The organism is Sphingobacterium sp. 2149, from assembly GCF_031455655.1.
Taxonomy (GTDB): Bacteria; Bacteroidota; Bacteroidia; order Sphingobacteriales; family Sphingobacteriaceae; genus Sphingobacterium.
Map to the genome: position 1 here is coordinate 209180 of NZ_JAVDTD010000007.1, position 24980 is coordinate 234159.

The following is a 24980-nucleotide window of genomic DNA, read 5'->3' on the forward strand; positions in this document are numbered from 1 at the left end:
AAATATCAAAAGACACATATGTAAAAGGCGGGTGAAATTTGTTATTTCATCCGCCTTTTATGAATTATCATGTTATTCGGTCATCCTTATCTTGTTCTAGATCTTTCAGAACCTTGTGAAGAACGTCCGGAGCTACGCTCACCTGAGCTTCCAGAATTTCTTGATCGCGATACAGACGATGAATTTTCTGTATTGGATCTGCTTCTGGTGTTTTCATAACTCCGATTTTTAGACTGTTGGGCCACTGGTTGAGACACCGGTTGGTTCGAACGCGTCCGGCTATCGGAATTTCGACTTTGTACCGGCTGAGACACGGGTTGGCCCGAACGTGTGCTGTTACCATCATAATTTCCGTTCCGTTGCGGTGCTGTTGTAGGTTGAACTACGCGTGGCGGTACAGTCTGATCGGAACCGTTCTGCCTCCCTCTACTGGTAGATGTAGGGTTATTGTTGTTTGGAGCATCCGATTGCCGACCTGATCGCGTCCTAAAATCATAGTTACTCGAATTAGGTTGTGTACCATTCGTATTTCTATTTGTCGCCCCGTTGTCTCCGCTTCTAGTGTTATTGATTGAACTGCGGCTCGAGCCTGTACTGTTGGCATCATTACGGGACCTTACAGAAGCATTTCCACTGTTGTCAATATACAACTCACGACTTCCAGATCTTGAATCGATGTTATCGCGGTTACTGATAACGCGATTGGTACGATCTGATATCTCGCTATTGTTATTCCGTGTTCGGGTAGAGGCATCCACTACCTTCGTTGGACGTGCAGACGACCGCGTATTACGATCTACAGCCGGACGGTACATACTGATTTCATTGCTGCGATTGCTGCTACTACGAACCGATCCAGGTCTATCCGCATTTGCTATCCTATTTACTGTGATGTTTCTTCCTGTTGAGCGCTCGATGTCTGCTCTTCGCGGGCCGCCAACATAATAGTTGTTGTTAATGATCGTTGTATTGTTGATAACTGTGGTTCTGTTATAAATGTTATTGTAATTTCTACGATTCACATAATAACGATCCATATCCCTGCTCATGAAATGATTGACTCCCACAAATGTCCAGAAGTTCATTGGAATATTGACGGATACATTGATATTCATACCTGGTCCCATAGGTGCCCAGCCGTAATAGTCGTTACTTTGACGCCAATTTACCCATGCCGGTCCCCATTCATAGTCAGGAACCCAGCCCCATCCATAGCGATCATTGTAATTCCAGCGACCATAATGAAATGGTGCCCAGCCCCAGTCATAGTTGGATACCCAGGTATTTCCATAGTCAGTCATCGTCCAATAACCATTTGTAGCATACGGTTGAAAGTTAGGGCCAACGTCCGGAATCCAAACGTAACCATAATTCGGGTCATTAACCCATTGTCCATAAGGCGATAGTTGATCATAAAACAGCTGGAATGAGACGCCAGCGTTGTTATAATGGTCATAATTGTTATATCCACCGCGTTGGGCCATCGAGGTGGCACAGCTTGAGAAAGAAGCGATACCAATAAACCCCAGTACCCAATATTTTATGTTGCCTAAATTTTTCATTTCTGTAATATTTTAAAGTGTGACAAAACTCTATGCCGTAGTCTTTGTTATTATGACAGCATAACGAATAAAATGGTTTAATCGGTACATTGGAAATCTGATTATTTTTATGTGAAAGTCAAATTGATGATCTTTTTACATAAACGACAATTTAGATACATATTTTTATTTACCTTTACCGCTCGAATTGCTACGTGTTTGTTCAGCATAAGACGTGTTTTAAGACACATTAATTTGAAATAGACATCATTTAAATGGCTAAAAAACTTCAGACTTTTTTTCTAGAATTCGCAAATATTCACCGTTTTTTGCTACGGTTTTGGCGCGAATTGGTAACTCCACCATATGAATTCAAAGAAATTGTCCGCCAGTGCTATGAAATAGGCTACAAATCTTTGCCTTTGATCAGTTTAACGGGATTTATTGTGGGCTTTGTTTTTACAAAACAATCACGTCCTTCTTTGGAGGAATTTGGGGCAACTTCGATGTTGCCTTCGTTAATTTCGATCGCTATTGTTCGTGCATTGGCACCATTAGTTACGGCTTTAATAGCTTCGGGCAAAGTGGGGTCTCAAATTGGTGCGGAATTAAGTTCGATGAATGTTACAGAGCAAATAGATGCCATGGAAGTTTCTGGAACCAATCCTTATAAATATCTTATTGTAAGTAGAATATTGGCTACAACGATCGGAATTCCGGTGCTCTGTTTTTATGTTGCCGGCATCGGTCTTTTAGGTGGCTATCTCAGTATGATGAGTAAAGATGACTTGAGCTTTTTGAGTTTTTTTACACAGGTTTTTGAAACGATAGCATTTAAAGATTTAGGAGCTATGGTGTTGCGTGCTGTTATATTTGGTTTTACGATAGGCGCTGTAAGTTGTTATTGTGGTTATTTTTCTTCCAAGGGGACAGAGGGTGTTGGTAAAGCTGCCAATGCGGCTGTTGTGGCGTCGATGTTCCTTGTTTTTATTGAGGAAATAATTATTGTTCAGATTTTATCGTTCTTTGGATAGTGAGCTATGGAAAAGATTCAATCAAGCATTGACCATTCGAAGCCGGTCATTGAAATAAGGAATGTTAGCAAGTCTTTTGGTGATAACCATGTGCTTCGGGGCGTTAATTTGGATTTATATAAAGAAGAGAACCTTGTTGTATTAGGACGTTCGGGTACAGGTAAATCTGTGTTAATCAAATTAATCGCAGGATTATTGAGGCCGGATGAAGGTACGATTAATGTACTCGGAGATTCTGTGACAGAACTAAATGATCGTGAACTGCGTGAATTACGGCTAAAAATAGGGTTTTCTTTTCAGAATAGTGCGCTTTATGATAGTATGACCGTACGTGAAAATCTAGAGTTTCCGTTGGTTCGTAATAAGCGTAATTTGACGCGATCTGAAATCGATCATGCTGTAGAGGAGGTGTTAGATGGCGTTGGACTTTCTCAGGCCATCAATCAGATGCCATCGGAGCTTTCTGGTGGACAGCGTAAGCGAATTGGTATTGCGCGCACGTTGATTCTTAGGCCAGAAATCATGATGTATGATGAGCCAACAGCAGGATTAGATCCGATTACTTGTCTGGACATTAATGGATTGATCAACGAAGTTCAGGAAAGATATAAAACAGCATCAATTATTATCACGCACGATTTGGCTTGTGCAAAAGAGGTGGGAGACCGTATCGTGATGTTGTTAGACGGTAAGTTTGAGAGACAGGGGTCTTTTGAAGAGATTTTTGATACAGAGGACGCTCGCGTAAGAGCGTTTTATAATTATAATTTTATTCTATAATATACATGAGTAAGGCAGAAAATAAAAGAGCAATCATTGTTGGTGTTTTTGTTTTTTTAGGCGTATTGATTTTATTGGCGGGTATTTTCATTTTGGGTAGCCAACAAAAGAAATTTACTAAAAATATCGAGATTACGACTTCGTTTCCTGACGTCGCTGGGTTGAAAGTAGGAAGTAATGTATGGTTTTCTGGAGTCAAAGTAGGTATTATTAAGAATATCCACTTTAAGAGCGTGCAGGATGTTGAGGTGGTATTAACGATTGAGGAAAAATCTGCTGAGTATATTCGGAAAGACGCTGTGACAAAGTTAGGCTCGGATGGATTGATCGGCAATAAGATTGTTGTTATCTCTGGAGGGTCGCAGAATGCCCCTACTGTTGAAACGGGTGATTTTTTGCGTTCAGCAAAAACCGCAGATATGGAAGCAATGATGGAAACATTGCAGGTTAACAATGAAAACCTGGCTAAGATTACCACTGACTTCGTGGAGATATCACGAGGATTGGCCGATGGCAAAGGAATGGTTGGTGCCATGTTGACGGATACCTCCATGGTGAATACTTTACGTGCTACACTATTGTCCATCAGTGCTGCTATGAATAATGCAAATAAGGCTTCTGCAAATCTAGTTACCCTGACAAATTCTTTAAATAGTAATAAGGGACTGATTCATGATTTGACGACTGATACCGCTATTTTCTCTAGTTTACGGCAATCTGCAGCACAATTACAGGGGGTTTCTCAGACAGCAAATGCATTGATAAATAATTTGAACAACGCTTCGGGCCGATTAAATGATAAAGATAATGCAGTGGGTGTTTTGTTGAATGATCCTGAATCGGCAAATCAAATCAAATCAGCAATTAATAACTTGAATTCGAGTACATCAAAGCTGGATGAAAATATGGAAGCGCTGCAGCATAATTTCCTACTGCGCGGTTTCTTCAAAAAGAAAATGAAAGAAGATGCGAAAAAGGCTGAACTGCTTAAATCAGATACAGCGAAGTAAGTTGAATGATAGAACTATGAAAAGGCTTTACGCTTGCGTAGAGCCTTTTTTTAATCATATTGGGGGAGCCCGTTAAGAATTGAAAATATGAATCACACTGAAATTGCAGAGAAGGACGTTATTTACGAAGACAATCACCTCATAGCGATAAATAAGAAGGCGGGGGATATTGTACAGATTGATGAAACGGGAGATATGTCGATGGAAGATATGGTGAAAGCGTATTTAAAGAAGAAATATGATAAACCAAATGAAGCTTTTGTCGGTGTTATTCATCGTTTAGATAGACCGGTAAGCGGTATGATACTTTTCGCCAAAACGAGCAAGGCTCTTGAGCGGATGAACAAGTTTTTTCAGGATAGAGAGGTGAAAAAAACTTATTTGGCAATAGTCAGACAGCGACCACGAAAAACCGAAGGGAAACTTATTAATTGGCTGATCAGAAATAGACAAACACGGGTAACCAAGGCGTTTCCACGCGAGGTGAAGGGAGGAAGTTATGCGGAGTTAGATTATACGTTGGTAGGTGAATTAAATGGTTTTTATTTATTGCGCGTAGAGCCGCTGACCGGTCGTACCCATCAGATTCGTGCCCAACTCGCTGCTATGGGCTGTCCTATTGTTGGTGATAATAAGTATGGATATCCAAGAGGTAGTTCTTTGGGGAGTATTTGCTTACATTCTCGTTCATTAGCGTTTACGCATCCAATCAAGAAAGATAAGATGGAATTGGTTGCTTCATTGCCTAAAGATGGCTTTTGGGATAAATTTGAATCTTTGGCGGGGTAGTGGTTAAAATTTCAGTATCTTTGTACTATGAAATGGTTTAAATATTTACTCCTGATATTTACCTTAAGCTGCTCAGCTGCATCTGTTTCTTATGGACAATGTGCCATGTGTACGTTGAACGCTGAGAACGGAACGAAGGAAGGAAATATGCAAGGAAAGGGGCTGAATGATGGTATTTTGTTTCTGCTGGTCATACCTTATCTGGCAGCTGCAGGACTTGGCTATTTATGGTATAAAAAATACCGCAAGAAGAATCCTGTAACAAAAAAATTTTTAAACGAAATAAAATAGATTTTTAATGCCTACATCTAAATTCCATGCAATGATACATTCCAAATGTCCTAAGTGTCATATTGGTGATGTATTTGTAGGAAAGGTATACAGCTTGCGCAAGCAGCACATGAATGATATATGCCCCTATTGTGGTGTTAAATACGAGGTCGAGCCTGGTTATTTTTATGCTGCAATGTATGTGAGCTATGCTTTATCAGTCGCTGAGATTGTTACTGTATCGGTTGCTATTGCAATTCTGACAGGAAGCGAATCTCCCTGGTTTTATCTGATTGGCCTTGCGGTAACCATTTTGATCTTTGCACCTTTTAATTTTAGATATGCGCGCTTAATTTTGCTTCATTTTTTAACGCCAAAAATTAGTTATGACCCGAGATATGAATTGGAGCTGGAGATACGTGAAAGGAATGAAGCGAACCTCGGTGAAGATGGTCATGGTGTTAACGAAGAAAAAAAATAAAAGAGCTCGCAAGAGCTCTTTTATTTTTTTAGGTATTTCATCGTACTATCGAAAAGGAAAACCTTGTCTTTATATACTTCCGAAATAAGGTGTTGCAATGGGATGAGATGCACTTGCTGGAAGTTTACTATGTGTTCTTCTGTTGGGAGTACAACCTGTATACAGTAGGTCATACCTTCGTGTGGAGACTGAAGCATTTCCAGAAAATGCACTTCAAATTTTTGGGATTGCACGATATTATCCTGAATCCATGAAACAACCTCCTGATGGATTGTTTCTTCTGCTATAACAGAGACATTGTATAAAAACATAGACAAAAATACGCTATTTTTCTACTATAAAAAAGATTCTTAGCGGAGGAAGCGCGAGAAGTTTGAAAATTACATTTAATTGGTATATCTTGTAAAAATAAGGTTGCATTGAATGAAAATTCGTATTTAATTGCAATATTTGGAATATATGATAAGGATGCATTTGGGATTATGAGGATGAAATTTTGGATAGGTTTACTTTTTTCCACCATGATCATGTTGGGGTGTCAACACCATAATGTTGAGCCTATTCCAATAAATCAATTTTTTTCTAAGCCTGAAAAATCAAACTTTAAGATTTCTCCAAATGGTCGCTTTATAGCCTATATCGGTCTCGACAATCATTGCAAAAATATTTACTTGATAGATTTGATTCATCAGGATAGCTCGAAGCAGCTTACTTATCAAAATGATATTAATGTAAAATCTTTTGCATGGAACGATAACTCTAAAATTTCGTTTTTGACAGAGCAATCCGCACAGGACAGTTTACGTTTGTATGCGGTCGATATCAATACAGAGAAGATTTGGCCATTGATCAAGCCGATTCGTGGTCGGTTTCGATGGATTCATGCCATGACTACCGGGGGCAATAGTTTTATAGGGGCGATGAATGATCGAGATTCTTCATTTTTTGATCTTTATCGGATTTATTTAGACGGAAGACCCCGGGAGTTGATTTTGCAAAATCCAGGAAATATGAGTTCTTGGGTGGTATCTAATGATGGTCAGGTACGAATGGCTGTAGCCAACGATTCTGTTCAACAATCGGTACTGTACCGAAGCTCCGATAACGAACCATTTAAGGAGATTATACGCTGTGATGTTGAAAGTAGTTTTATACCATTGGGTTATAAGGATAATTCGAATGCTATCATCTATGCGTTATCGAATGTCGACCGCGATAAACTGGCTTTGATAAGCTATGATTTGGCAAATCACAAAGAATTAGGTGAACTTTTTAGCCACAAGGATGTTGACGTGAGCTCTGGGGGATATTTTACTGAACAGAATAAGCTGTTGTTTGTAAATTATACCACTTCGAGACAGCACAGACATTTCTTTGATGAGACTACCAAACAAAAGTACGATCAATTAGCGAAGCAGATTGATGGCTTTGAATATCAGGTATTGAGTACTGACAGTTCAGGCAATAAGATTATCATTAAAACCTACACCGATGTCAACCCTGGAGGGATTTACTTTTATGATTTTTCGACACAAAAGTTGACAAAGTTAGCGGATAATAATTCTGATTTAAAAGATAAGGAGCTCTCTCCAAATGAATATATCACTTATACTGCTAGAGACGGTATTCAGATTTCGGGTTATTTAACTTATCCTATACATTCCAATCGCAAAAACCTGCCTATGGTTGTCCTTCCTCATGATGGGCCTAACGGACGTGAAGTTTGGGGCTTCGATAATGAGGCACAGTTTTTAGCGAATAGGGGCTATTTGGTTTTTCAAATGAACTATAGGGGATCCACAGGTTTCGGTAAGAAGTTTTGGACTGCTGGATTTAAAGAATGGGGGGGGAAGATTCAGGATGATATTACCGATGGGGTGAAATGGTTAATTAAGGAGGGGATTGCTGATCGCGAACGTGTCGCTATCGTAGGGAAAGGTTTTGGAGGTTATTCGGCGTTGCATGCCGCTTGCTTTAATTCTGATTTATATAAATGCGCCGTGTCTTATTCGGGTTATACCAATCTATTTACGTACTTCAGAGATATACCGCCCTATTTTAAATCTTATGTACAGAAAATGTATCAAATCGTTGGAAATCCGATCCGGGAGGCTGAATTATTCAAAAATATATCACCCGTCTTTCATTCAGACAAAGTAAAGATACCGGTACTATTGGTACAAGGAGGAAAGGACAGGTTTAGTTCGGTGACAGATGCAAATCAATTTGTACAGAAATTAAAGAATAATAACATTCCAGTGCAATACATCCTGAAAGAGGATGAAGATAGAACTTTTAAGCGCGATGAGAATGTCTTTGGTTATTATAATGAGTTGGAGCGATTTTTGGCGAAAAATCTTGTGGACTAAAGGCTGGCGATTATGAAAGCAGAGAAATATAGCTATCGAAAGAACTACGGATTACTGTTGATGTTTTTCATCGTAATCAGTGGCTTGTATATATTTGCCTTATTTCTTTCTCGTAGCTATACAGAATCGCATATCAAAAACGAATTTACGAATAGAAAATCGGAGATATTTGATCAGACTTTGGTTCCTTTCAATGATTTTTTTCAAAATAGAATTCCTGAAGTTTCTTTTTATCAAGGTTTTTTGGACTCTGTTCAGGCGGGTAAATATGCTTACAGCATATTAAGTTCTTATCCGTTTGTCAGAGAGATTGGTTTTTTTGATTTACAATTCAATAATGATCATAATTTAAATTATGGCTTTATCGTTAATAACCTCAGAATTCAACCGAAAACGATTACTTTTTTTACTGTTTCCAGATCTGGGCTGCATAAAAATACCATACGAGATCGCGGTCAAATGGGGTTACATTCTGAAGAGATCAATAATATCGGCGTAAAGTTGGCAACGTATATTGATAAATTGCAACCGAATGCCAAACTTTCTGATAAAGATATCTTAAAAGTTTTTTATACCATAAGACCTGGTCAGATTACCTATCTCAATATTCCGAGGGTCAACGATTTAATTGTCTATAAGTCAATTATGGAAGGTAATTTGGATCATACCGTTGGCTACGAACAGGATATGTTTAATTTTCAGATCGATCCAATGTTCCTGGAGGTGAAAAATAGCTATTCTAATCTTTATGAGAAAGTGGAGATTGTTCCTTTGGTAGGTGCACCTATCACACCTGAAAATGACGAGATTTCAACAGAGATGCCTTTACCTGGAGCACTGGCCGACTATAAGCTCCTTTTTAGATCGAGCAAGAACTTTCTTTCCAAAGAAATAAATCGTAGTTTTTGGCCTGTTTTAGGTGGCGTATCGTTGATTTACATCATTTTAATTGCTATACTATATTTAATTTATAGAAATTTAGAAATTAACGGAAGACTTTTTAAATTGCAATACGATTTCATCAATAATCTTACCCACGAGTTTAAGACACCAGTGAGTGTGATTAAGATTGCTGGAAATAACATTAAGAGTGCGCAGGTGCTCTCTGATGAAGAACGTAAAATGTATGGAAATATACTGGATCAGGAGGCAGATCGTTTAAATAACTTGATGAATAAGCTATTATCTTTTAGCCAGATCGAAAATAAAACGATAAAATTAAATAAAGAAGAGGTTGACTTGAAGATGTTTACGGAAAATCTAGTAGCTTCGTCAAGAATAAAATATCCAGATTTCAAGATTAGCACAAAAATTGATGTAAGGACATCAATGCTTGCTGATCCGGTGTTATTAAGTAGTGTGTTTCAAAATATGATTGATAATGCCTATAAATATTCTAAAGCGGGGCATAAAATATTGGATATTGCGATACAACAAAATAAGAAGAATTTTGTTATCACTTTTAAGGATGAAGGAATAGGAATAGAGAAGGCGGAGTTTAACAACATCTTCAAAAAGTTTTATAGAATAAAAAGTCAATATAATCAGCAAGGAAGTATTGGTTTGGGATTGGCTTTCTGTAAAGAGATTACTGAATTTATAGGCGGTGATATTACAGTAAAAAGCCAATTGGGACAGGGAACCACCTTTACCTTGGTATTTCCGGTTTAAAAAATAAATTTAAATATGAAATATCCATGTTTAGAAAGCATGAAAACTTATCGTTATAAACTGGATATTACATAAGACATTTAAAAGACAAATTATTTACTTATGAATAAAGACATCACTGTTGCTGTTATTGAAGATGATGAGAACTTACGGTTCTTGGTAAAACATCGATTGGAATCCGAAGGCTATCAGGTCATTCAAAGCGGAAATGGGAATGAAGCTGAAAGTTTGATTTTGGAAAAAAGGCCCGATGTTGTTTTGCTGGACTGGATGCTTCCAGGAAAAGAAGGCAACGAGATCTGTGAAGATGTGCGCAAAGCGGGGTTTGAGAATATTATCATCATGATGACAGCTAAATCTCAAGATGTGGACAAAATTGAAGCTTACAGTTTTGGCGTGACTGATTACATTAGTAAGCCTTTCAATATGGATGTGCTTATTGCGATGATCGATAACAAGGTGAAATTTTTCTTACCGAAAAACAGTCCCGAAGTGTACAAGTTTGGTCAGACGGAACATCATCCGAATATTCATTCCTTGATACGTGACGGAAGGAAAGTTGAATTGACCATTTTGGAAAACCGCATTTTACTTCATTTCCTACAGAATTTAGGGCGGGAGATTACACGTGAAGAATTAATGGAGGTTGTGTGGGGGTATAGCTCAAATGTCAACACGCGTACTTTAGATATGCATGTGGTTCGTTTACGGAAAAAGATCGAGACAAATCCGGACAAGCCACATTATCTACAGACTGTGCGTGGACTCGGCTATAAATTTGTTGACGAGGAGGAGATTTGATTATAATTAGCGGGTAAGAGTTTGTTTTGTTAAAAACAATTATTATCTTCGTATAGATTCGAAACAAGACCATGTTTCCCGAAGAGGGAAATATGGTCTTGTTTCTTTTTTAAAAAGTATAAAATAAGAAAAAAAAATAAAATTATGGCAGAAGTAACTTATTTTACGGAAGAAGGATTGCGTAAGCTTAAAGAGGAATTGGCTTATCTGAAGACGGAAGGAAGATCAAAAATTGCCAATGCTATTGCAGAGGCAAGAGACAAGGGGGATTTGTCTGAAAATGCAGAGTATGATGCGGCCAAAGAGGCTCAGGGGCTTCATGAGGCTAAAATTGCCAATTTAGAGAATACATTGGCTACGGCACGTTTAATTGATGAGTCCAAATTGGATACATCTAAAGTTTTGGCCTTATCGATTGTTAAGATAAAGAACAAAAAGAATGGTGCTGAAATGACTTATCAATTGGTCGCAGAGTCAGAGGCAGATCTGAAGTCAGGTAAGATTTCTGTTAAATCTCCTATTGCCCAAGGTTTGTTGGGTAAATCTAAAGGCGATACAGCTGTTATAGAAGTACCAGCGGGTAAAATTGAATTCGAAATCGTAGATATTTCAAGGTAATATATGTCGGTTATGTGCGGTATGCCATAACCGCACATCTACAAATTAACTTTATATTAAGAAGGTCGTGATGTAGCAATCGCGACCTTTTTTGTTTATATTTGTTGAACAGTGGAATTACAGGGTGTGAAAAAGCGGTAGTTAGATTTCTTTAATCGCCGACATACCAAGGGCTTAGTAGATTAAGTCTGTTGTTTGCTGATTGTTTTTTAAAAAGATTTATTCCAAGATTAGAATAATATGTCGACAATTTTTTCAAAAATCGTTTCCGGAGAGATCCCAGCTTACAAAGTTGCTGAGAGTAATGATTTTCTAGCTTTTTTGGATATCAGCCCATTAGCTAAAGGGCATGTATTAGTGATACCCAAGAAAGAGACAGATTACATTTTTGATATCGAAGATGACGAATACATGGCGCTTTGGGTCTTTGCTAAGATTGTTGCTCAAGGTATTAAAAAAGTAATTCCATGTGTAAAAGTTGGTGTAGCTGTCGTGGGTTTAGAGGTAGCTCATGCACACATACATTTGGTTCCTATTAATAAAATTAGTGATTTAAACTTTGCTGGACCTAAATTGAGCTTAACTGAGGACGAACTCCATCAGATTGCGACCACTATCCGCGAGTCTATCGTGAGTATAACTGCTCAAAATCAATAATTAGAAAGATTATATTACACTTGATTTACGTTGGTTTTTTAGAAGAATGCTATATTTGTACTTTGTTGTTTCAAAATTGTGCAGAAATAAGCGTGGGATTTGTTCTAAATAATGAACGCAACATTGATTTTTACTAAAGGTTATGCATGAACTTTTGTTGTCATTTCAACAATTATTGAACCCAGAGGAGCTATTGAGTTCAGGAGGGTTTTATTTAGTTATCCTCATTGTATTTGCTGAGACTGGTCTATTTTTTGGATTTTTTCTACCTGGTGATTATTTATTATTTCTTGCTGGATTATTCTGCGCGCTGAATAAAATTGACGTGAATATATTCACGCTTTGTTTGGGCTTGTTTACCGCTGGGGTATTAGGTAATTTTACAGGATATTGGTTTGGCTATCGAGCGGGACCGATGTTATTTAAGCGAAAGGATAGTTTCATCTTTAAGCGCAAATATGTGGTCATGGCTGAGGAATTTTACCACAAATATGGTGGAACCGCTTTAATTATAGGAAGATTTGTTCCAATAGTTCGTACTTTTGCGCCTATCTTTGCCGGTGTCGTAAAATTAGATTTTAAAAAATTTGTGCTATATAATGTTTCAGGGGCTGCCATCTGGGTGGTAGTTTTGACGCTTTCAGGTTATTTCCTAGGTATCGAATTCCCTGGTATTATTCATTATGTAGAATATGTGATAGTTGGTATGATTGTCATTGCATTTTTGCCAATTGCCATAACGTTATTGAAAAAACGTATTAAGGATAAAAGAAACAAACAAAATATACAGTAAATAAAAAATGAGTAAACAAAATCCTTGGCACATGGTTTCTCCAGGTGAGAATGTGCCAAATGCCGTAAATGCTATCATTGAGATTACAAACGGATCCAAAGGAAAGTATGAATTAGACAAAGAAACTGGTTTGTTGCTTTTGGACAGAGTGATGAGTTCTTCTGTCGTTTATCCTGCCAATTATGGTTTTATCCCACAAACTTATTGCGATGACAAAGATCCGTTGGATATTTTGGTCATCTGTTCGGTGGATATTTTACCATTGACATTAGTTGAGGCACAGGTTATTGGCGTAATGAATATGGTAGATGGTGGAGAGCAAGATGATAAAATTATTGCGGTAGCTAAAAATGATCCTATTTTTAATTACATTAAAGATATTGATCAGTTGCCTCCGCATACAATGAAAGAAATTGTACAATTCTTTGAGAGTTATAAAGCGCTTGAAAAGAAGCATGTCGTTGTTGAGGGTGTGAAGGGACGTGATGAAGCGCAAAGAATCTTGATTGAGGCTATCGAATTGTACAAAACAGAATTTGTTAACAAATAACCCCCAGCATGGCGCTCGATTTATTTTGGACATTGTTTTTAGTACTTGCAAACGGCTTTTTTGTCGCCGCAGAGTTTGCTATTGTCAAGGTCCGAGTCTCCCAAATTGAAGTTCAGGCAAAAACAGGTAGCAAAGTTGCTACCATAGCCAAGAGTATAACGGAACATTTGGATGGTTATTTGGCCGCTACACAATTGGGTATTACACTCTCGTCATTAGCTTTGGGCTGGGTCGGCGAGGCTGTAATGACCCAAATTGTGCAGGGTGCACTGGGTTTTTTCGGTGTTGAATTGACTGGGTCGATTGCTACCAATGCAGGACATGTATTGGCTTTTTCGATTATTACTGTGTTACACATTGTATTTGGAGAGCTTGCTCCTAAATCGATAGCGATTCAAAAACCTGTTGCAACAACGATGAAAATTGCGGTTCCGCTGCAATTTTTCTACTTTATCTTTCGACCAATTATTTGGGTTTTAAACGGTTTTGCTAATTTCCTGTTAAAGATTTTGGGATTTGAAGTTACCAAAGGAGAATCTGCCCACTCGTCGGAAGAATTACAGTATCTTTTAGATAAAGGTAAAGAATCTGGTGCTTTGGATATTTCCGAGCACGAATTGATTAAAAACGTATTCGATTTTAACGAACGTATCGTTAAGAATATTATGGTACCGCGTACTAGAATTGTGGCGGTGGAAGTGACCGCTGATGCTTCTGAACTGATTGAAACGATGACGGAAGAAGGGTACTCCCGTCTTCCAATCTATGATGATAATATTGACCAAATCGTGGGTATTGTTCATACAAAAGATATTCTACCGCTTTTAGCGAAAGGAAAAGAGGTTGTCATGAAAAATATTATGCGCAAACCCTATTTTATTCCTGAAACGAAGAAGATCAATGATTTGATGGCTGAATTTCAGCTGAAGCGGATTCAGTTGGCGATCGTATTGGATGAATTTGGTGGAACGGCAGGTATGGTTACATTGGAAGATATCGTAGAGGAGTTGGTGGGTGAAATCCAGGATGAATACGATGAAGAAACTCCGGTTGTGGAGCGTATTTCCGAAACAGAGTATATGGTGGATGCTGGAGCCAGTATTCATGATGTGAATGAGTTTCTTCCAATAGAGTTACCTGAGAGTCAGGATTACGATACGATGTCTGGTCTTGTGAGTGAAATCTTCGATAAGATACCGGAAGTCGGCGAGCGGAAAGAAGAGTATGGTTACATATTCACCATCATTCGAAAAGCGCAGCAGAATATCGAATTTGTCAAATTGGAATTGGTCGAGTCTGCTGAAGATGATACCGAAGAATAAATAGTAGCGAGTAGCACATGCAGTTATTTTTTACACCGGATTTAAATCCTTCATCAGAAAATTTTATCCTTAGTGAGGAAGAAAGTAAGCACGCTATTCGTGTGCTTCGTATGGATTCCGGAGATCGTTTACATCTTATAGATGGTCGCGGAGGTTTGTACGAAGCTCAAATTATTGACCCACATCCTAAACGCACAGTTCTTGCTATTTTAAATGTTGAGGAGGACTTTCAACATCCTCGCTACCATCTGCATATTGCGGTGGGGCCAACAAAGAATATCGATCGTATCGAATGGTTTTTAGAGAAGGCAACGGAGGTAGGGATTCAGGAAATCACGCCCCTTATTTGCGAGCATTCTGAGCGAAAAGAGGTTAAATTAGATCGCTTAAACAAGGTGGTTGTTGCAGCGATGAAACAATCGTTGAAAGCTTATCTACCCAAACTTAATGCTGCTGTTTCGTTTAAACAGTTTTTGAAAAATATTCCAACTGAAGGCGTACAAAAAGCGATTGCACATTGTGTGGATGCGGAAAAGAAGTATTTAAACCAAATTTTTGAGCCAGCCAAACATTATATTATCCTTATCGGTCCAGAAGGTGATTTTTCGGACGAGGAAATAAAGCTGGCGATACAGATGGGTTTTCATCCAATCTCGCTGGGAGAGTCGCGTTTGAGGACCGAAACCGCTGCTTTAGCGGCCTGTATGGAAGTTTCCTTACTGAATAGACAGTAAAAATAATAGAGGATCCTGATCCATTAAATGGACTTTGATAGCTTTGTAAAGTCCATTTTTCAATTGTGTAGTAGTAACCGCTAGTTTACTTTATCGGTTCAGCATCTACAATCTGAATTTCAGCATTTCCTTTCAACGGATCCTTGGTAAAGATCATCTTTCCTTTTAATTTAATCGGATCTTCTGAGAACTTAATTGCACTACCTTTTAGGGTTACTTCGACCATAGGAGGGATACCATTAGAGCCACAGAATTGACATTGCATAACTGGCAGTACAGACATCATAAAGTTTTTATGATTACGGCCACTATGAAGCGGAACCATGTAACCTGGCAGTTCTACTATTTTATTTTCAAGTGCTTTAAGTTCCTTCGGATAGAAAGGAGTATACACTTTCTTTGCGCCGTTATACGTGACTTTGTAGGCCATTTTATCAATCGCTTCCCACGTTTTGTTCATCATGGGCGTATGGTCGGGAATATCCGGATTGCTGCCAATCTGTGCCTGTAACTGTATGATGCCGAAGAATATGAAGCAGAATGCAGTGATAAGTTTTTTCATCTGTTTAATTTTTTCTTGTTGGGATGAAGCTATCCGATTTGTGCTGTTTGATGAATACATCTGATAGCTTCATCGCGGTTAATATTACATATATCGTATCGCTATTTTTTTATTGCAATACCAGGAGTTACCAGCTCTGTACCCCTATTTTTCATTTTAGTTCAATTGCCATTATTCTATTTGTTTGACAAAGTACCGGCTATACTTGTCCGATACGCTTTCACAGCAGGAATTAACGCTGCGAGCACACCAATTAGACAAGCGACAGACAAAAATACCAATTCTTTTGGATGTAGCCTAAAAGCTTCGATAAAGTCGGCACTCTGGCTCGTTTGGTTGCTGATATAGTATAAGGCCAAATGTGCCAATAAAAGTCCCACCAATCCACCAATGATTGTTATTGTCAGGCCTTCTAATAAAACAATGTTGAATAACTTTCCTTTAGAGGCTCCGAGTGTACGCATAATGGCTAGATCATATTTACGTTGTTTCAACGCATTGTAGAGATTAATAAATACACTCAGGCCCGCAATGAGCATGATCACATACGCTAGGATAGCTAGAGAATCCATTCCTACTCCTAACAGTGAAAACAAACGAGTACTTTCCATCGCTGGAGAAGCAGCTTGCATATCCGTTTGTTGGTCGATCATTTTAGGTAATATAGCGATAGCTGCGGGGGATTGATATTTAATTAAAATAGCAGTTATTTCCAGTCCATTTTGCTTCACCATATCTGCGCCAATAGATTTTACAATTATACTTTCCTCTTCGTGTTGGTCTTGCTCATCGTGATCGTGGTCGTGATGATCTTTTCCGCTGGTTCCTAAAGCTGCGTTAGAGTTTTCTTCTAAATCTTCACCATGATGGTGGAGATGGGCTTTGACGGTTTCCTCCCTATCTTCTTCGCGTTCACGGAGTTCTTTTTGTAGTGCAGTTTCTTCGTGATCATGTGCGTGTGCGATTCCATGGACATCCCAGACACTCTCTAAGTTGGTTAATATCAGGTTATCAGTAACATTGTTATTGTGCTTTAAAATGCCGACAATAGTAAAAGGATGTTCATCATGATGATGGCCATCTTTGCTCAAGCCGTGCGAACTATGTATTTGATCACCGATTTTCAGTTGCTGTTTTTTTGCAACCTGGTCACCAATGACTACTTCAAAATTATTTTGCCAAATGCGGCCTTCACGAATAGAAGTCTCATAGATGGATAGGAAAGAGGAATCGGTTCCAACGATGCGATGCCCTTTGAAGTTATCACCTAGCGATAACGGAACTGCTAGCTGCACAAGCGGATTTTGGCGTAATGGGTCCAGTTCGTCCAATGGAATGTTACCTGTTGGATTGTCGATGTGATAAACACTCGATAAGATCAATTGCAGCGGACTCCCTTTAGCACCAACGACTAAATCAATATTTTTGCTGTTATTGTCAAGCTGCTTTTCAAAAGATTCTCCAGTAATTGAAAGCACGGCAAGGATTGAAATTCCAAATGCCGTTAGCAAGATGCTTAGAAAGGCCGAGCCAAACTGTCTACTTAAATTTTTCCAAACCAATTGTATCGTGTTCATAGCAAATTTTAATATCTAAAGGGTGACGCGTAAATAAAGCAAAAAATTATTTTAAAAGGTACATTTTGGAGAATTGATCTTTTATTCTCTTGTCGTGCGTAGTTATCAGTAGGGTCGATCCAGCAGTTTCAGCTATCGATAATAGGAGTTCTAATACCCTATGGGTATTGTTGTCGTCCAATGCAGCTGTCGGTTCATCCGCAATCAATAGGGCTGGCTTATTGATAATGCTGCGCGCTATAGCGGCACGTTGCAGCTGTCCACGACTCAATTCGTTTGGGTAGGCATTACTTTTTTGATCTAATTGCAGCTGTTTTAGGATGAGTTCAATAGCGCTTATATCTACTTTTTTTCCGGCTAAAGACTGCGCCAATTTGATATTTTCAACTAACGTTAAATTTTTTAGGAGGTGGGCCTCTTGAAATATGAAACCAATATATTGAGACCTGAACTGATCCAGTTTGCTGTTGGATAACAACGATAAATTTTGACTATATATGTTGACCTGACCTGTTTCTGGTCGTGACAAACCACCTAGCATATTTAATAGTGTTGTTTTTCCAGAACCTGAATCGCCTAACAATAGTGTATGTTGACCTTTTTCGATGTAAATATCTGGAAATTCAATTGGTGCTGAATTTGGATACTGGAATGATAACTGTGTAGTCGATACGATTGGAGTGTTCATGGGAATCAGATATTGAAATATATTCAAACTTAGATAAATTGCTTTTTATATGCAATATAATTGCAATTATATTGCATATAAAAAGCAATTCGTATTAGCGGGCTTAGTATTTTCGATGGAAAGGCTACTGATCTATTGGTTATCCTATTGTATCATCGATCTTTAGGTGAACTCGCTAGGGGCTGTACAACGATGCCAAGGATAAAAAGAACCAATTGTGTTAATAAATGAAGTGCTTAATAATTTACTTACACTTCATTAATATCATTTCCCTATTACAGGCTCAAATATGATGCTAATTCGCTATAAAAGCTCTTTTTTACTGAAAATCGAAAAATAACAACGATAGGTAACATTAAATTAATAGCGGATTGATGTAATGGTAATTTGTTGTTAATGTTAACCTAATATTCTGCTAATAGATTTGCAGAAACAAAAAACAAATAAATTGGAACCACAATTACAACTTAAAAGAATCGCTGCTGTCGTAACGCTAGCAGTAGCTGCGTCAACAACAGTTTATGCACAGGGCAGTGGAAAGGTGGCGGGTAAAGTAACAAATGTCAAAACAGGTGAAACAATTACAGGGGTGACAGTTAAGGTGCTCGGGACGGCGAGAGTGGGAAGTTCGGATGTGACTGGTAATTATAATATTCCCGCAGTACCTGCGGGTAAGTATACATTAGAATTTAGCTATGTAGGATTTGCTACTAAGCAAATTACAGATGTAGAGATAAAAGATAAAGATGTTACGACACTAGATGTAGTACTTGATAATACTGGGGGAACAGTATTGGATCAGGTTGTCGTAACAGGAACTTTTAAAAGAGAGTCGATCAATGCTTTGTACTCGCAACAAAAGAATAGTGCTAGAATTTCCAGTGGTATTTCGACTGAACAAATTAAGAGAAGCCCAGATAGAAATACTTCTGAGGCGATTAAGCGCGTAAGTGGTGCTAGTATTCAAGATAATAAATATGTTATTGTAAGAGGGTTGAGCGATCGCTATAATTCAGCTATGTTGAATAATGCGATTTTACCTAATACCGAAGTAGATAAACGTGCATTTTCATTTGATATTATTCCTTCGAATTTAATTGAATCGATCATTATCAACAAAACTGCAACACCAGATATTCCTGCTGATTTCTCTGGGGGTGTGGTTCAGGTGAATACGAAAGATTTTCCGGAGAAAAATTTCCTTGATGCATCAATTGGAACATCTTATAACACGCAATCTACATTTAAAAATTTCACTTCAGCAAAAAGAGCTGGAGGCGAAGTTTTTGGTTTTGCGAGCAGTGATCGTGAAATTCCTAAGAGTTTCCCTTCAACAAAAGATTTTCAAGCTTTACAAAATAATTCAAATGAAATTTTTGAGTATTCTAAATTATTTAAAAACAATTGGGGATATGATACGAAGAAATCAACACTCACTCCGAATTTTCAGTTAAACTACGGTTCTACTAAAAATTTCAAAGATGATTCTAAATTCGGAACTATTCTTTCCTTGACTTATCGCTATGACCAACGAAAAAGAGAAGCCGATCAAAAAGCGTATGTTGGGCAATCATTGCCGGAAGTATTCCATGATGATCAATATAGTTACAATACAAATTTAGGTGCTCTTGCAAATTTCTCATATTCTTGGAAATCAAATAAGATTTCATTTAAAAATTTATACAATAGGATCTTAGAGAATCAATTTACATTCCGAGAAGGGAAAGATGATTCTGGTAGTGAATTTTATCGTACAGGGGATTATTTATTGCAACGTTCTATTTTAACCAATCAGTTGTCTGGTGAGCATGTTCTTTTAGAGAAGAGTAAATTGAAATTAGATTGGTCATTGAATTACGGACGTACAGATAGAGATGAACCTGGTTACAAACGTATGGAATATTCTAAAGATGGTATTGCATCAATTTCAGCTACAAGTTCCTCCACAGCGGACAGGGCTGGTAATTTCAACTCTACAATGACTGAGAATTCTTACGGAGGAGCTTTAAATTTGACCTTGCCAATACGTTTGTTCTCGGAAAATGACAAATTGAAAGCAGGCTATTTCAACCAGTTACGTGACAGAAATTTTAATGCCAGGGTGATTGGATTTATTCGAAATGGAAACTTCGACGCGAGCTTACTAAAACTTCCACAAGATAAAATTTTTGATCAAGCTAATATTCGTCCAAATGGATTTATACTGAATGAAATAACTAATGGTGGTGATCATTATGATGCGAAAGCATTTTTGAATGCTGGTTATTTGATGTATGATGGAATTGTAATGGAGAAATTAAGGGTAATAGCAGGCGCTCGTCTTGAATCATACAATCTAAAGTTGAATAGTGAAGACAATGGTAATCCAGTAGGTGTTGATACAACGACAATCTCTTTATTACCATCACTGAATTTGATCTATAATTTGGATAGCAAACAGAGTTTTCGTTTTGCGGCGTCACAGACAGTAGGTAGACAAGAGTTTAGAGAGATGGCTCCCTTTCCATTTTATGACTTTAATAAGAATATGAATGTTAGAGGAAATCCTAATCTGAAACAATCGAAGACGTCAAATTTTGATTTGGGGTATGCATATTATCCGACTGCTGGAGAAGTACTATCGATAGGGGCATTTTATAAGTATTTTGAAAACCCGATCGAGCAAGCATTACAATTAGGTAATTCGGGCCGTTCATTCAATTATACCAATTCAAAATCGGCAGATGTATTTGGTGTGGAAGCTGAGATACGTAAGAATCTGAAATTTATTGATGAGCGATTGGATAATTTTGTTATCAACGCTAACGGGTCATATATATATTCGAAAGTTATCGTTCCAACTACTGTAAACTCGACCGGTAAACGAAAATTACAAGGACAATCGCCCTATTTAATCAATGCTGGACTGTCATATACGACCAAAAATCCAAATACTACAGCGATTACACTATTATATAATAGAGTAGGACCAAGAATATGGGCAATTGGTAATGCGGAAGATCCTGATATTTACGAATATTCTAGGAATATTCTTGATTTGCAGCTGGCGCAAAAATTTGCGAACTCTAGGGCCGAAGTAAAATTAAACTACAGTGATATTTTAAACAATAAAGCCTATTTCTATCAAAAGCCAAAAGGATCAGATCCGAACGCAGCATTCAATAAAAACACAGATAATATCAATAGAGCGGAGCAATATGGATCAACTGTTTCTCTTACTCTTTCTTATAAATTTTGGTAGTATATTGTTAATTCATAAATCCTTAACATAGTGTTAATTGTATCGTTAAATTAAATTATTCTTTTTGTATAAATAAAACATGAAAATGAAAACGAATTTAAACTTAAATCTTTTAGCTGTTTTAGCAGCAGGATTGACTGCATTTGCAAGCTGTAGCAAGAGTGATCCTGCAGTAATAGATCCTCCTGTTAAACCTGGTGATTCAAATGAATCACTTGCAGATTCATTCTTTGAGAAGGTAGCCTACAAAGGAGCGTTCGGTACTACTGACTGGACATCTGGATGGGTTAATTATGAGCCAAACAAAACGGCATATTCTACTGCTACAGAAGAGCTTTCAGGTGAAATAGCTACGGACAGAACTTTAGACGCTTCAAAAACATATTTGTTGAAAGGTTTTGTATATATTAAAAGTGGTGTTACATTAACAATTCCTGCAGGAACAGTTATTAGAGGCGATAAAAATACCAAAGCAACGCTGGTTGTCACTATGGGTGGTAAAATAAATGCTGAAGGAACTGCAGCAAAGCCAATTGTATTTACTTCAAATCAACCGGCTGGTACAAGAGCTCCCGGCGATTGGGGTGGGATAATTATCTTAGGTAAAGCTCCTAACAATATCCCTGGCGGCACGGGGCTGATCGAAGGTGGCTTGACAGCTCCATACGGAAACCACGGTGGGACTGCTGCGGACGATAACTCAGGTGTTCTTAAATATGTACGTGTAGAATTTCCTGGTATCGCTTATACGACCAATAATGAAATTAACGGAGTTACGTTTGGTTCAGTTGGTTCTAAGACAACCGTTGAATATGTTCAAGTGGCCTATTCTGGTGATGATTCTTTTGAGTGGTTTGGCGGTACAGTAAATGCTAAGCACCTTGTTTCTACAGCAAATATCGATGATATCTTTGATTTCGATAATGGTTACTCAGGAAAACTTCAATTCTTAGTAGGTCTTAGAGATCCGAAATTAGCGGATCAAGCGGGGCAATCAAATGGAATTGAATCCGATAATTCAGAGAAAGTTTTTGATTCTTCTCCAAGAACGCGTCCCGTAATCTCAAATATGACTTTGATAGGTCCAGGAAATACAGAGGTTGATGCAAAGCATGAGTACGCGAATTTGTGGAGAAGAGGAAGTAAGATGATCCTTGCTAACTCAATCTTTATCAACATGCGTTATGGAATTGATATACGTGATAAAGAAACTGGTGATGCATTGACAGATAAAACATCTTTGATCAAAAATAATATCTACCAATCATTTACGGCAGAAAGGGCTGTGATAGCCGATGGTTCAATACCTTCATTTGCTACCGTTGATTTATTAAAAACGTATTTGACAACAAATAACAATACATTCTTGGATGATGCGGCTGCTAAAAATCTTTTGGTTAACCCATATAGTTTAACAGCGCCAAACTTCATCCTGAAATCAGCATCAGTAGCTGCTACTGGAGCTTCTTTCTAAAAAAAAGTTATTGTATAGTGAAATAGATAGAAAAATCCTGCCTTGAGCAGGATTTTTTTGTAGCATATGTATGAGCTAATTCGTTGTAAAGAGAAATAAAATAAATCTTAAAATATGAAAAATGCGATCTACTTGGTTTTAATGGGTATTTTACTCCTTTTGGGCTGTAAGAAATCTGATAATACAACTGATTCAGAAACGACAGGGCTGAAAGTCGAAATAAAAGGAATTTCTGGCTGGGGTGAGTTTGTAAATATCAGTGTAGATCAAATTAATACAGCGGTAAAGTATCCTGCAGAGACTAATGGAAGTCCTCAAACGGCAAGAGATAAAAGCTATAGAACCAGTGAAGAAACTTTTAGAAAGCTGTCGTCATATGTCGAAACTTACGACTTATTGGATGCTAAAATCCAAGAGTGTGCACGTTGTGTAGACGGGATGGATTATGTAATCACAGTAAGATCTGGAAGCGTGGAAAACACCGTAACAATAGCCGTAAACCGTACGGATGGTAAATATGCTGATGTGCTTGATTTTATAAGTAAGCTTTAGAAAGCGCAAAAGCGCTGTCGAGAATCATTTATTGTTCAGCAAAATATTGATTTTAGCTAAATCATATACTATAAAGCCAATATCGAACTGCGATTTAAAAAGTAATATTATCTGGGCTCATAATGATAGACAATCTGATAAGACTGATTTTTAAGCTCCTCAGATAGTTGACCTATATCTAGTGTTTGCGCTTGTGGTGTAGGCTCACAGACCGAATAATATTTTCCATTGTACAAAATAGCGTCACCAATAGGATGTTCAAATTGAACGGCCATCGTCACATGTGTGGGATATAACAGGGTAATCATGGGTAGATTGTAAATTTCCTTCACCAGATAAAAAAATAAGGCTACCCGATCATCACAGTCACTGTATTTATTTAATAGGGTTTGTTCAGCCGAAAGACGTTTTTCAGCTCCAAAATTCTCTTCATCATTTTCATACAAAAAGGCATACCGGGTAAACCGCATTAAATAATCCACTCCTTCCTGTTGGCTCTTTCCACTTAAATTGTCCTTAAGCGCCGGAATAAGCGATTGATAGGTTTCTTTGCTTAGCGGAATATTGAAATAAGTTTCAAAATCCACACCAGGATAGTTTTTAAAAAGGTCACTGATATCGTCATTCAACTTGATGTTAAAATGGTAGGCTTTATGGCCATAATTGAACGCGATCTGCTTTTCTTTATAGTTTGCGGGTACAAAATCAGGCAATTTTGTGATTTTATAACTGAAATCTTCGATAGCTTCCGGAATCTTTATGTTGACTGGAATGTAGGTGTCAGCTCGTTGAAACAATTTTCCGTAGTCATGGAAATTTAGACAGGTATATTTCTTGCCGTCAATTTCAAAAAATGGAATATCAGAAATATCTTCTTTGTTCTGGATGAAAAATATGATTTGATTATTACCAACAGCCAAGCGGGCGTCATAACCAGATTTACACATTAAAAACCATTTGTATAACGTGTAGCGTGTATAATTTTCAGCTTTCGGAGCAATCTGTTGCGCGGTACGGCGAATCAACTGATAATATACCCAATCATTCAAATGATGTTCATCTTTGTATTCAAGCAAACTGTTTACAAGTTGTATATAATCTGTCTGATCCGCTGTTTGATAGAATTTTTGTACATGCGCTATCGTCAAGCTGTCTTTGAATGGAATGTTAAAGGAAGTCGGAACATCAATGGATACCTTTCCGTCATAAAAATCGAAATCATGATGTTGCGCCCACAGCTGTTGTGAAGCGCAGGTCAACCATACGATGATGGTGAATAACACCCGATATATTTTTCTTGATCTCAATTCTTAACAATTTGATAACATTAGTGTAATATAAATTTAACAAATTGTAATTGCTTTTCGAAAAAATTGTAGAAAATATTTTTAGCCTACCGCAAATTGATAGTATATGTAAACTTATTTCAGTGTAAGACACATCCAGTATTGCAGTACAAATTATGT

At 37.7% G+C, this 24980-nt stretch carries 24 protein-coding genes; 18 read left to right on the forward strand and 6 right to left on the reverse strand.

Annotated features, from left to right (window positions below; translation table 11 throughout):
* Nucleotides 1-86: 86 nt before the first annotated feature.
* Complete coding sequence (locus tag J2X77_RS12035) at nucleotides 87-1562, reverse strand: DUF6600 domain-containing protein (RefSeq protein WP_209579061.1); 1476 nt, start codon at nucleotides 1560-1562, stop codon at nucleotides 87-89.
* A gap of 254 nt (nucleotides 1563-1816) precedes the next feature.
* On the opposite strand from J2X77_RS12035, the gene J2X77_RS12040 reads away from it, so the two are divergent.
* From J2X77_RS12040 to J2X77_RS12065, 6 genes are all read left to right on the forward strand, one after another.
* Entirely contained in the window at nucleotides 1817-2575 is a 759-nt protein-coding gene (locus J2X77_RS12040; protein ID WP_209579062.1) for an ABC transporter permease, read from the forward strand.
* A 6-nt stretch (nucleotides 2576-2581) separates the two neighbouring features.
* On the forward strand, nucleotides 2582-3355 hold the full coding sequence (locus tag J2X77_RS12045) for an ABC transporter ATP-binding protein (protein ID WP_209579063.1): 774 nt from the start codon (nucleotides 2582-2584) through the stop codon (nucleotides 3353-3355).
* A 5-nt stretch (nucleotides 3356-3360) separates the two neighbouring features.
* The gene (locus J2X77_RS12050) at nucleotides 3361-4365 is read left to right on the forward strand and encodes an MlaD family protein (protein WP_209579064.1); all 1005 of its coding nucleotides are present in this window, start codon (nucleotides 3361-3363) and stop codon (nucleotides 4363-4365) included.
* Nucleotides 4366-4452: 87 nt separating this feature from the next.
* A complete protein-coding gene (locus J2X77_RS12055) occupies nucleotides 4453-5154 on the forward strand; it encodes an RluA family pseudouridine synthase (RefSeq protein WP_209579065.1) in 702 nt (233 codons plus the stop codon).
* 27 nt (nucleotides 5155-5181) lie between these two features.
* Complete coding sequence (locus tag J2X77_RS12060) at nucleotides 5182-5445, forward strand: hypothetical protein (RefSeq protein ID WP_293937652.1); 264 nt, start codon at nucleotides 5182-5184, stop codon at nucleotides 5443-5445.
* A 31-nt stretch (nucleotides 5446-5476) separates the two neighbouring features.
* Nucleotides 5477-5905: a DUF983 domain-containing protein gene (locus J2X77_RS12065; RefSeq protein ID WP_310080943.1), complete on the forward strand. Its 429-nt coding sequence runs from the start codon at nucleotides 5477-5479 to the stop codon at nucleotides 5903-5905.
* 20 nt (nucleotides 5906-5925) lie between these two features.
* On the opposite strand, the gene J2X77_RS12070 is transcribed toward J2X77_RS12065, so the two are convergent.
* The gene (locus tag J2X77_RS12070) at nucleotides 5926-6216 is read right to left on the reverse strand and encodes a DUF4286 family protein (RefSeq protein WP_209579067.1); all 291 of its coding nucleotides are present in this window, start codon (nucleotides 6214-6216) and stop codon (nucleotides 5926-5928) included.
* 177 nt (nucleotides 6217-6393) lie between these two features.
* Between J2X77_RS12070 and J2X77_RS12075 the strand changes: the two genes are divergently transcribed.
* From J2X77_RS12075 to J2X77_RS12115, 9 genes are all read left to right on the forward strand, one after another.
* Nucleotides 6394-8274 carry a S9 family peptidase gene (locus J2X77_RS12075; RefSeq protein ID WP_310080945.1) on the forward strand — a complete coding sequence of 627 codons (1881 nt, stop codon included), beginning with the start codon at nucleotides 6394-6396 and terminating at the stop codon, nucleotides 8272-8274.
* A 12-nt stretch (nucleotides 8275-8286) separates the two neighbouring features.
* The gene (locus J2X77_RS12080; protein ID WP_209579069.1) at nucleotides 8287-9945 is read left to right on the forward strand and encodes a sensor histidine kinase KdpD; all 1659 of its coding nucleotides are present in this window, start codon (nucleotides 8287-8289) and stop codon (nucleotides 9943-9945) included.
* A 102-nt stretch (nucleotides 9946-10047) separates the two neighbouring features.
* Complete coding sequence (locus J2X77_RS12085) at nucleotides 10048-10746, forward strand: response regulator transcription factor (protein WP_046674214.1); 699 nt, start codon at nucleotides 10048-10050, stop codon at nucleotides 10744-10746.
* 144 nt (nucleotides 10747-10890) lie between these two features.
* Nucleotides 10891-11364: a transcription elongation factor GreA gene (gene greA, locus J2X77_RS12090; RefSeq protein ID WP_209579070.1), complete on the forward strand. Its 474-nt coding sequence runs from the start codon at nucleotides 10891-10893 to the stop codon at nucleotides 11362-11364.
* Nucleotides 11365-11604: 240 nt separating this feature from the next.
* Nucleotides 11605-12021 (forward strand): HIT family protein, encoded by a 417-nt coding sequence (locus tag J2X77_RS12095; RefSeq protein WP_209579071.1) that lies wholly within the window; start codon nucleotides 11605-11607, stop codon nucleotides 12019-12021.
* 142 nt (nucleotides 12022-12163) lie between these two features.
* Nucleotides 12164-12814: a DedA family protein gene (locus tag J2X77_RS12100; protein WP_209579072.1), complete on the forward strand. Its 651-nt coding sequence runs from the start codon at nucleotides 12164-12166 to the stop codon at nucleotides 12812-12814.
* Nucleotides 12815-12821: 7 nt separating this feature from the next.
* Entirely contained in the window at nucleotides 12822-13364 is a 543-nt protein-coding gene (locus tag J2X77_RS12105) for an inorganic diphosphatase (protein WP_209579073.1), read from the forward strand.
* An 8-nt stretch (nucleotides 13365-13372) separates the two neighbouring features.
* Nucleotides 13373-14686, forward strand: a complete 1314-nt coding sequence (locus J2X77_RS12110) for a hemolysin family protein (RefSeq protein ID WP_209579074.1) — start codon at nucleotides 13373-13375, stop codon at nucleotides 14684-14686.
* A 17-nt stretch (nucleotides 14687-14703) separates the two neighbouring features.
* Entirely contained in the window at nucleotides 14704-15420 is a 717-nt protein-coding gene (locus J2X77_RS12115; RefSeq protein ID WP_209579075.1) for a 16S rRNA (uracil(1498)-N(3))-methyltransferase, read from the forward strand.
* An 85-nt stretch (nucleotides 15421-15505) separates the two neighbouring features.
* Here the strand turns inward: J2X77_RS12115 and J2X77_RS12120 are convergent, their stop codons facing one another.
* The 3 genes from J2X77_RS12120 to J2X77_RS12130 all read right to left on the reverse strand — a co-directional run bounded on the left by J2X77_RS12120 (nucleotide 15506) and on the right by J2X77_RS12130 (nucleotide 18247).
* The gene (locus J2X77_RS12120; RefSeq protein WP_209579076.1) at nucleotides 15506-15982 is read right to left on the reverse strand and encodes a hypothetical protein; all 477 of its coding nucleotides are present in this window, start codon (nucleotides 15980-15982) and stop codon (nucleotides 15506-15508) included.
* A 176-nt stretch (nucleotides 15983-16158) separates the two neighbouring features.
* Nucleotides 16159-17559 carry an FtsX-like permease family protein gene (locus J2X77_RS12125; RefSeq protein ID WP_209579077.1) on the reverse strand — a complete coding sequence of 467 codons (1401 nt, stop codon included), beginning with the start codon at nucleotides 17557-17559 and terminating at the stop codon, nucleotides 16159-16161.
* A gap of 46 nt (nucleotides 17560-17605) precedes the next feature.
* Nucleotides 17606-18247 (reverse strand): ABC transporter ATP-binding protein, encoded by a 642-nt coding sequence (locus J2X77_RS12130; RefSeq protein ID WP_209579078.1) that lies wholly within the window; start codon nucleotides 18245-18247, stop codon nucleotides 17606-17608.
* Between the two features lie 448 nt (nucleotides 18248-18695).
* On the opposite strand from J2X77_RS12130, the gene J2X77_RS12135 reads away from it, so the two are divergent.
* The 3 genes from J2X77_RS12135 to J2X77_RS12145 all read left to right on the forward strand — a co-directional run bounded on the left by J2X77_RS12135 (nucleotide 18696) and on the right by J2X77_RS12145 (nucleotide 23514).
* Nucleotides 18696-21488, forward strand: coding sequence for a TonB-dependent receptor (locus J2X77_RS12135; protein WP_209579079.1), 2793 nt, complete (start codon nucleotides 18696-18698; stop codon nucleotides 21486-21488).
* Between the two features lie 79 nt (nucleotides 21489-21567).
* Nucleotides 21568-22962, forward strand: a complete 1395-nt coding sequence (locus J2X77_RS12140; RefSeq protein WP_310080956.1) for a hypothetical protein — start codon at nucleotides 21568-21570, stop codon at nucleotides 22960-22962.
* Between the two features lie 114 nt (nucleotides 22963-23076).
* Nucleotides 23077-23514, forward strand: a complete 438-nt coding sequence (locus J2X77_RS12145) for a hypothetical protein (protein ID WP_209579081.1) — start codon at nucleotides 23077-23079, stop codon at nucleotides 23512-23514.
* A gap of 107 nt (nucleotides 23515-23621) precedes the next feature.
* Here J2X77_RS12145 and J2X77_RS12150 read toward each other — a convergent pair whose 3' ends face one another.
* The gene (locus J2X77_RS12150; protein WP_293937665.1) at nucleotides 23622-24821 is read right to left on the reverse strand and encodes a hypothetical protein; all 1200 of its coding nucleotides are present in this window, start codon (nucleotides 24819-24821) and stop codon (nucleotides 23622-23624) included.
* Between the last annotated feature and the right edge of the window lie 159 nt (nucleotides 24822-24980).

Coding starts and splice junctions, on each gene's coding strand:
- J2X77_RS12055 (WP_209579065.1), top strand. CDS start 4,453: ATGAATCACACTGAAATTGCAGAGAAGGACGTTATTTACGAAGACAAT.
- J2X77_RS12145 (WP_209579081.1), top strand. CDS start 23,077: ATGAAAAATGCGATCTACTTGGTTTTAATGGGTATTTTACTCCTTTTG.
- J2X77_RS12125 (WP_209579077.1), bottom strand. CDS start 17,559: ATGAACACGATACAATTGGTTTGGAAAAATTTAAGTAGACAGTTTGGC.
- J2X77_RS12085 (WP_046674214.1), top strand. CDS start 10,048: ATGAATAAAGACATCACTGTTGCTGTTATTGAAGATGATGAGAACTTA.
- J2X77_RS12130 (WP_209579078.1), bottom strand. CDS start 18,247: ATGAACACTCCAATCGTATCGACTACACAGTTATCATTCCAGTATCCA.
- J2X77_RS12040 (WP_209579062.1), top strand. CDS start 1,817: ATGGCTAAAAAACTTCAGACTTTTTTTCTAGAATTCGCAAATATTCAC.
- J2X77_RS12075 (WP_310080945.1), top strand. CDS start 6,394: ATGAAATTTTGGATAGGTTTACTTTTTTCCACCATGATCATGTTGGGG.
- J2X77_RS12035 (WP_209579061.1), bottom strand. CDS start 1,562: ATGAAAAATTTAGGCAACATAAAATATTGGGTACTGGGGTTTATTGGT.
- J2X77_RS12100 (WP_209579072.1), top strand. CDS start 12,164: ATGCATGAACTTTTGTTGTCATTTCAACAATTATTGAACCCAGAGGAG.
- greA (WP_209579070.1), top strand. CDS start 10,891: ATGGCAGAAGTAACTTATTTTACGGAAGAAGGATTGCGTAAGCTTAAA.
- J2X77_RS12065 (WP_310080943.1), top strand. CDS start 5,477: ATGATACATTCCAAATGTCCTAAGTGTCATATTGGTGATGTATTTGTA.
- J2X77_RS12140 (WP_310080956.1), top strand. CDS start 21,568: ATGAAAATGAAAACGAATTTAAACTTAAATCTTTTAGCTGTTTTAGCA.
- J2X77_RS12095 (WP_209579071.1), top strand. CDS start 11,605: ATGTCGACAATTTTTTCAAAAATCGTTTCCGGAGAGATCCCAGCTTAC.
- J2X77_RS12080 (WP_209579069.1), top strand. CDS start 8,287: ATGAAAGCAGAGAAATATAGCTATCGAAAGAACTACGGATTACTGTTG.
- J2X77_RS12070 (WP_209579067.1), bottom strand. CDS start 6,216: ATGTTTTTATACAATGTCTCTGTTATAGCAGAAGAAACAATCCATCAG.
- J2X77_RS12045 (WP_209579063.1), top strand. CDS start 2,582: ATGGAAAAGATTCAATCAAGCATTGACCATTCGAAGCCGGTCATTGAA.
- J2X77_RS12050 (WP_209579064.1), top strand. CDS start 3,361: ATGAGTAAGGCAGAAAATAAAAGAGCAATCATTGTTGGTGTTTTTGTT.
- J2X77_RS12115 (WP_209579075.1), top strand. CDS start 14,704: ATGCAGTTATTTTTTACACCGGATTTAAATCCTTCATCAGAAAATTTT.
- J2X77_RS12110 (WP_209579074.1), top strand. CDS start 13,373: ATGGCGCTCGATTTATTTTGGACATTGTTTTTAGTACTTGCAAACGGC.
- J2X77_RS12120 (WP_209579076.1), bottom strand. CDS start 15,982: ATGAAAAAACTTATCACTGCATTCTGCTTCATATTCTTCGGCATCATA.
- J2X77_RS12060 (WP_293937652.1), top strand. CDS start 5,182: ATGAAATGGTTTAAATATTTACTCCTGATATTTACCTTAAGCTGCTCA.
- J2X77_RS12105 (WP_209579073.1), top strand. CDS start 12,822: ATGAGTAAACAAAATCCTTGGCACATGGTTTCTCCAGGTGAGAATGTG.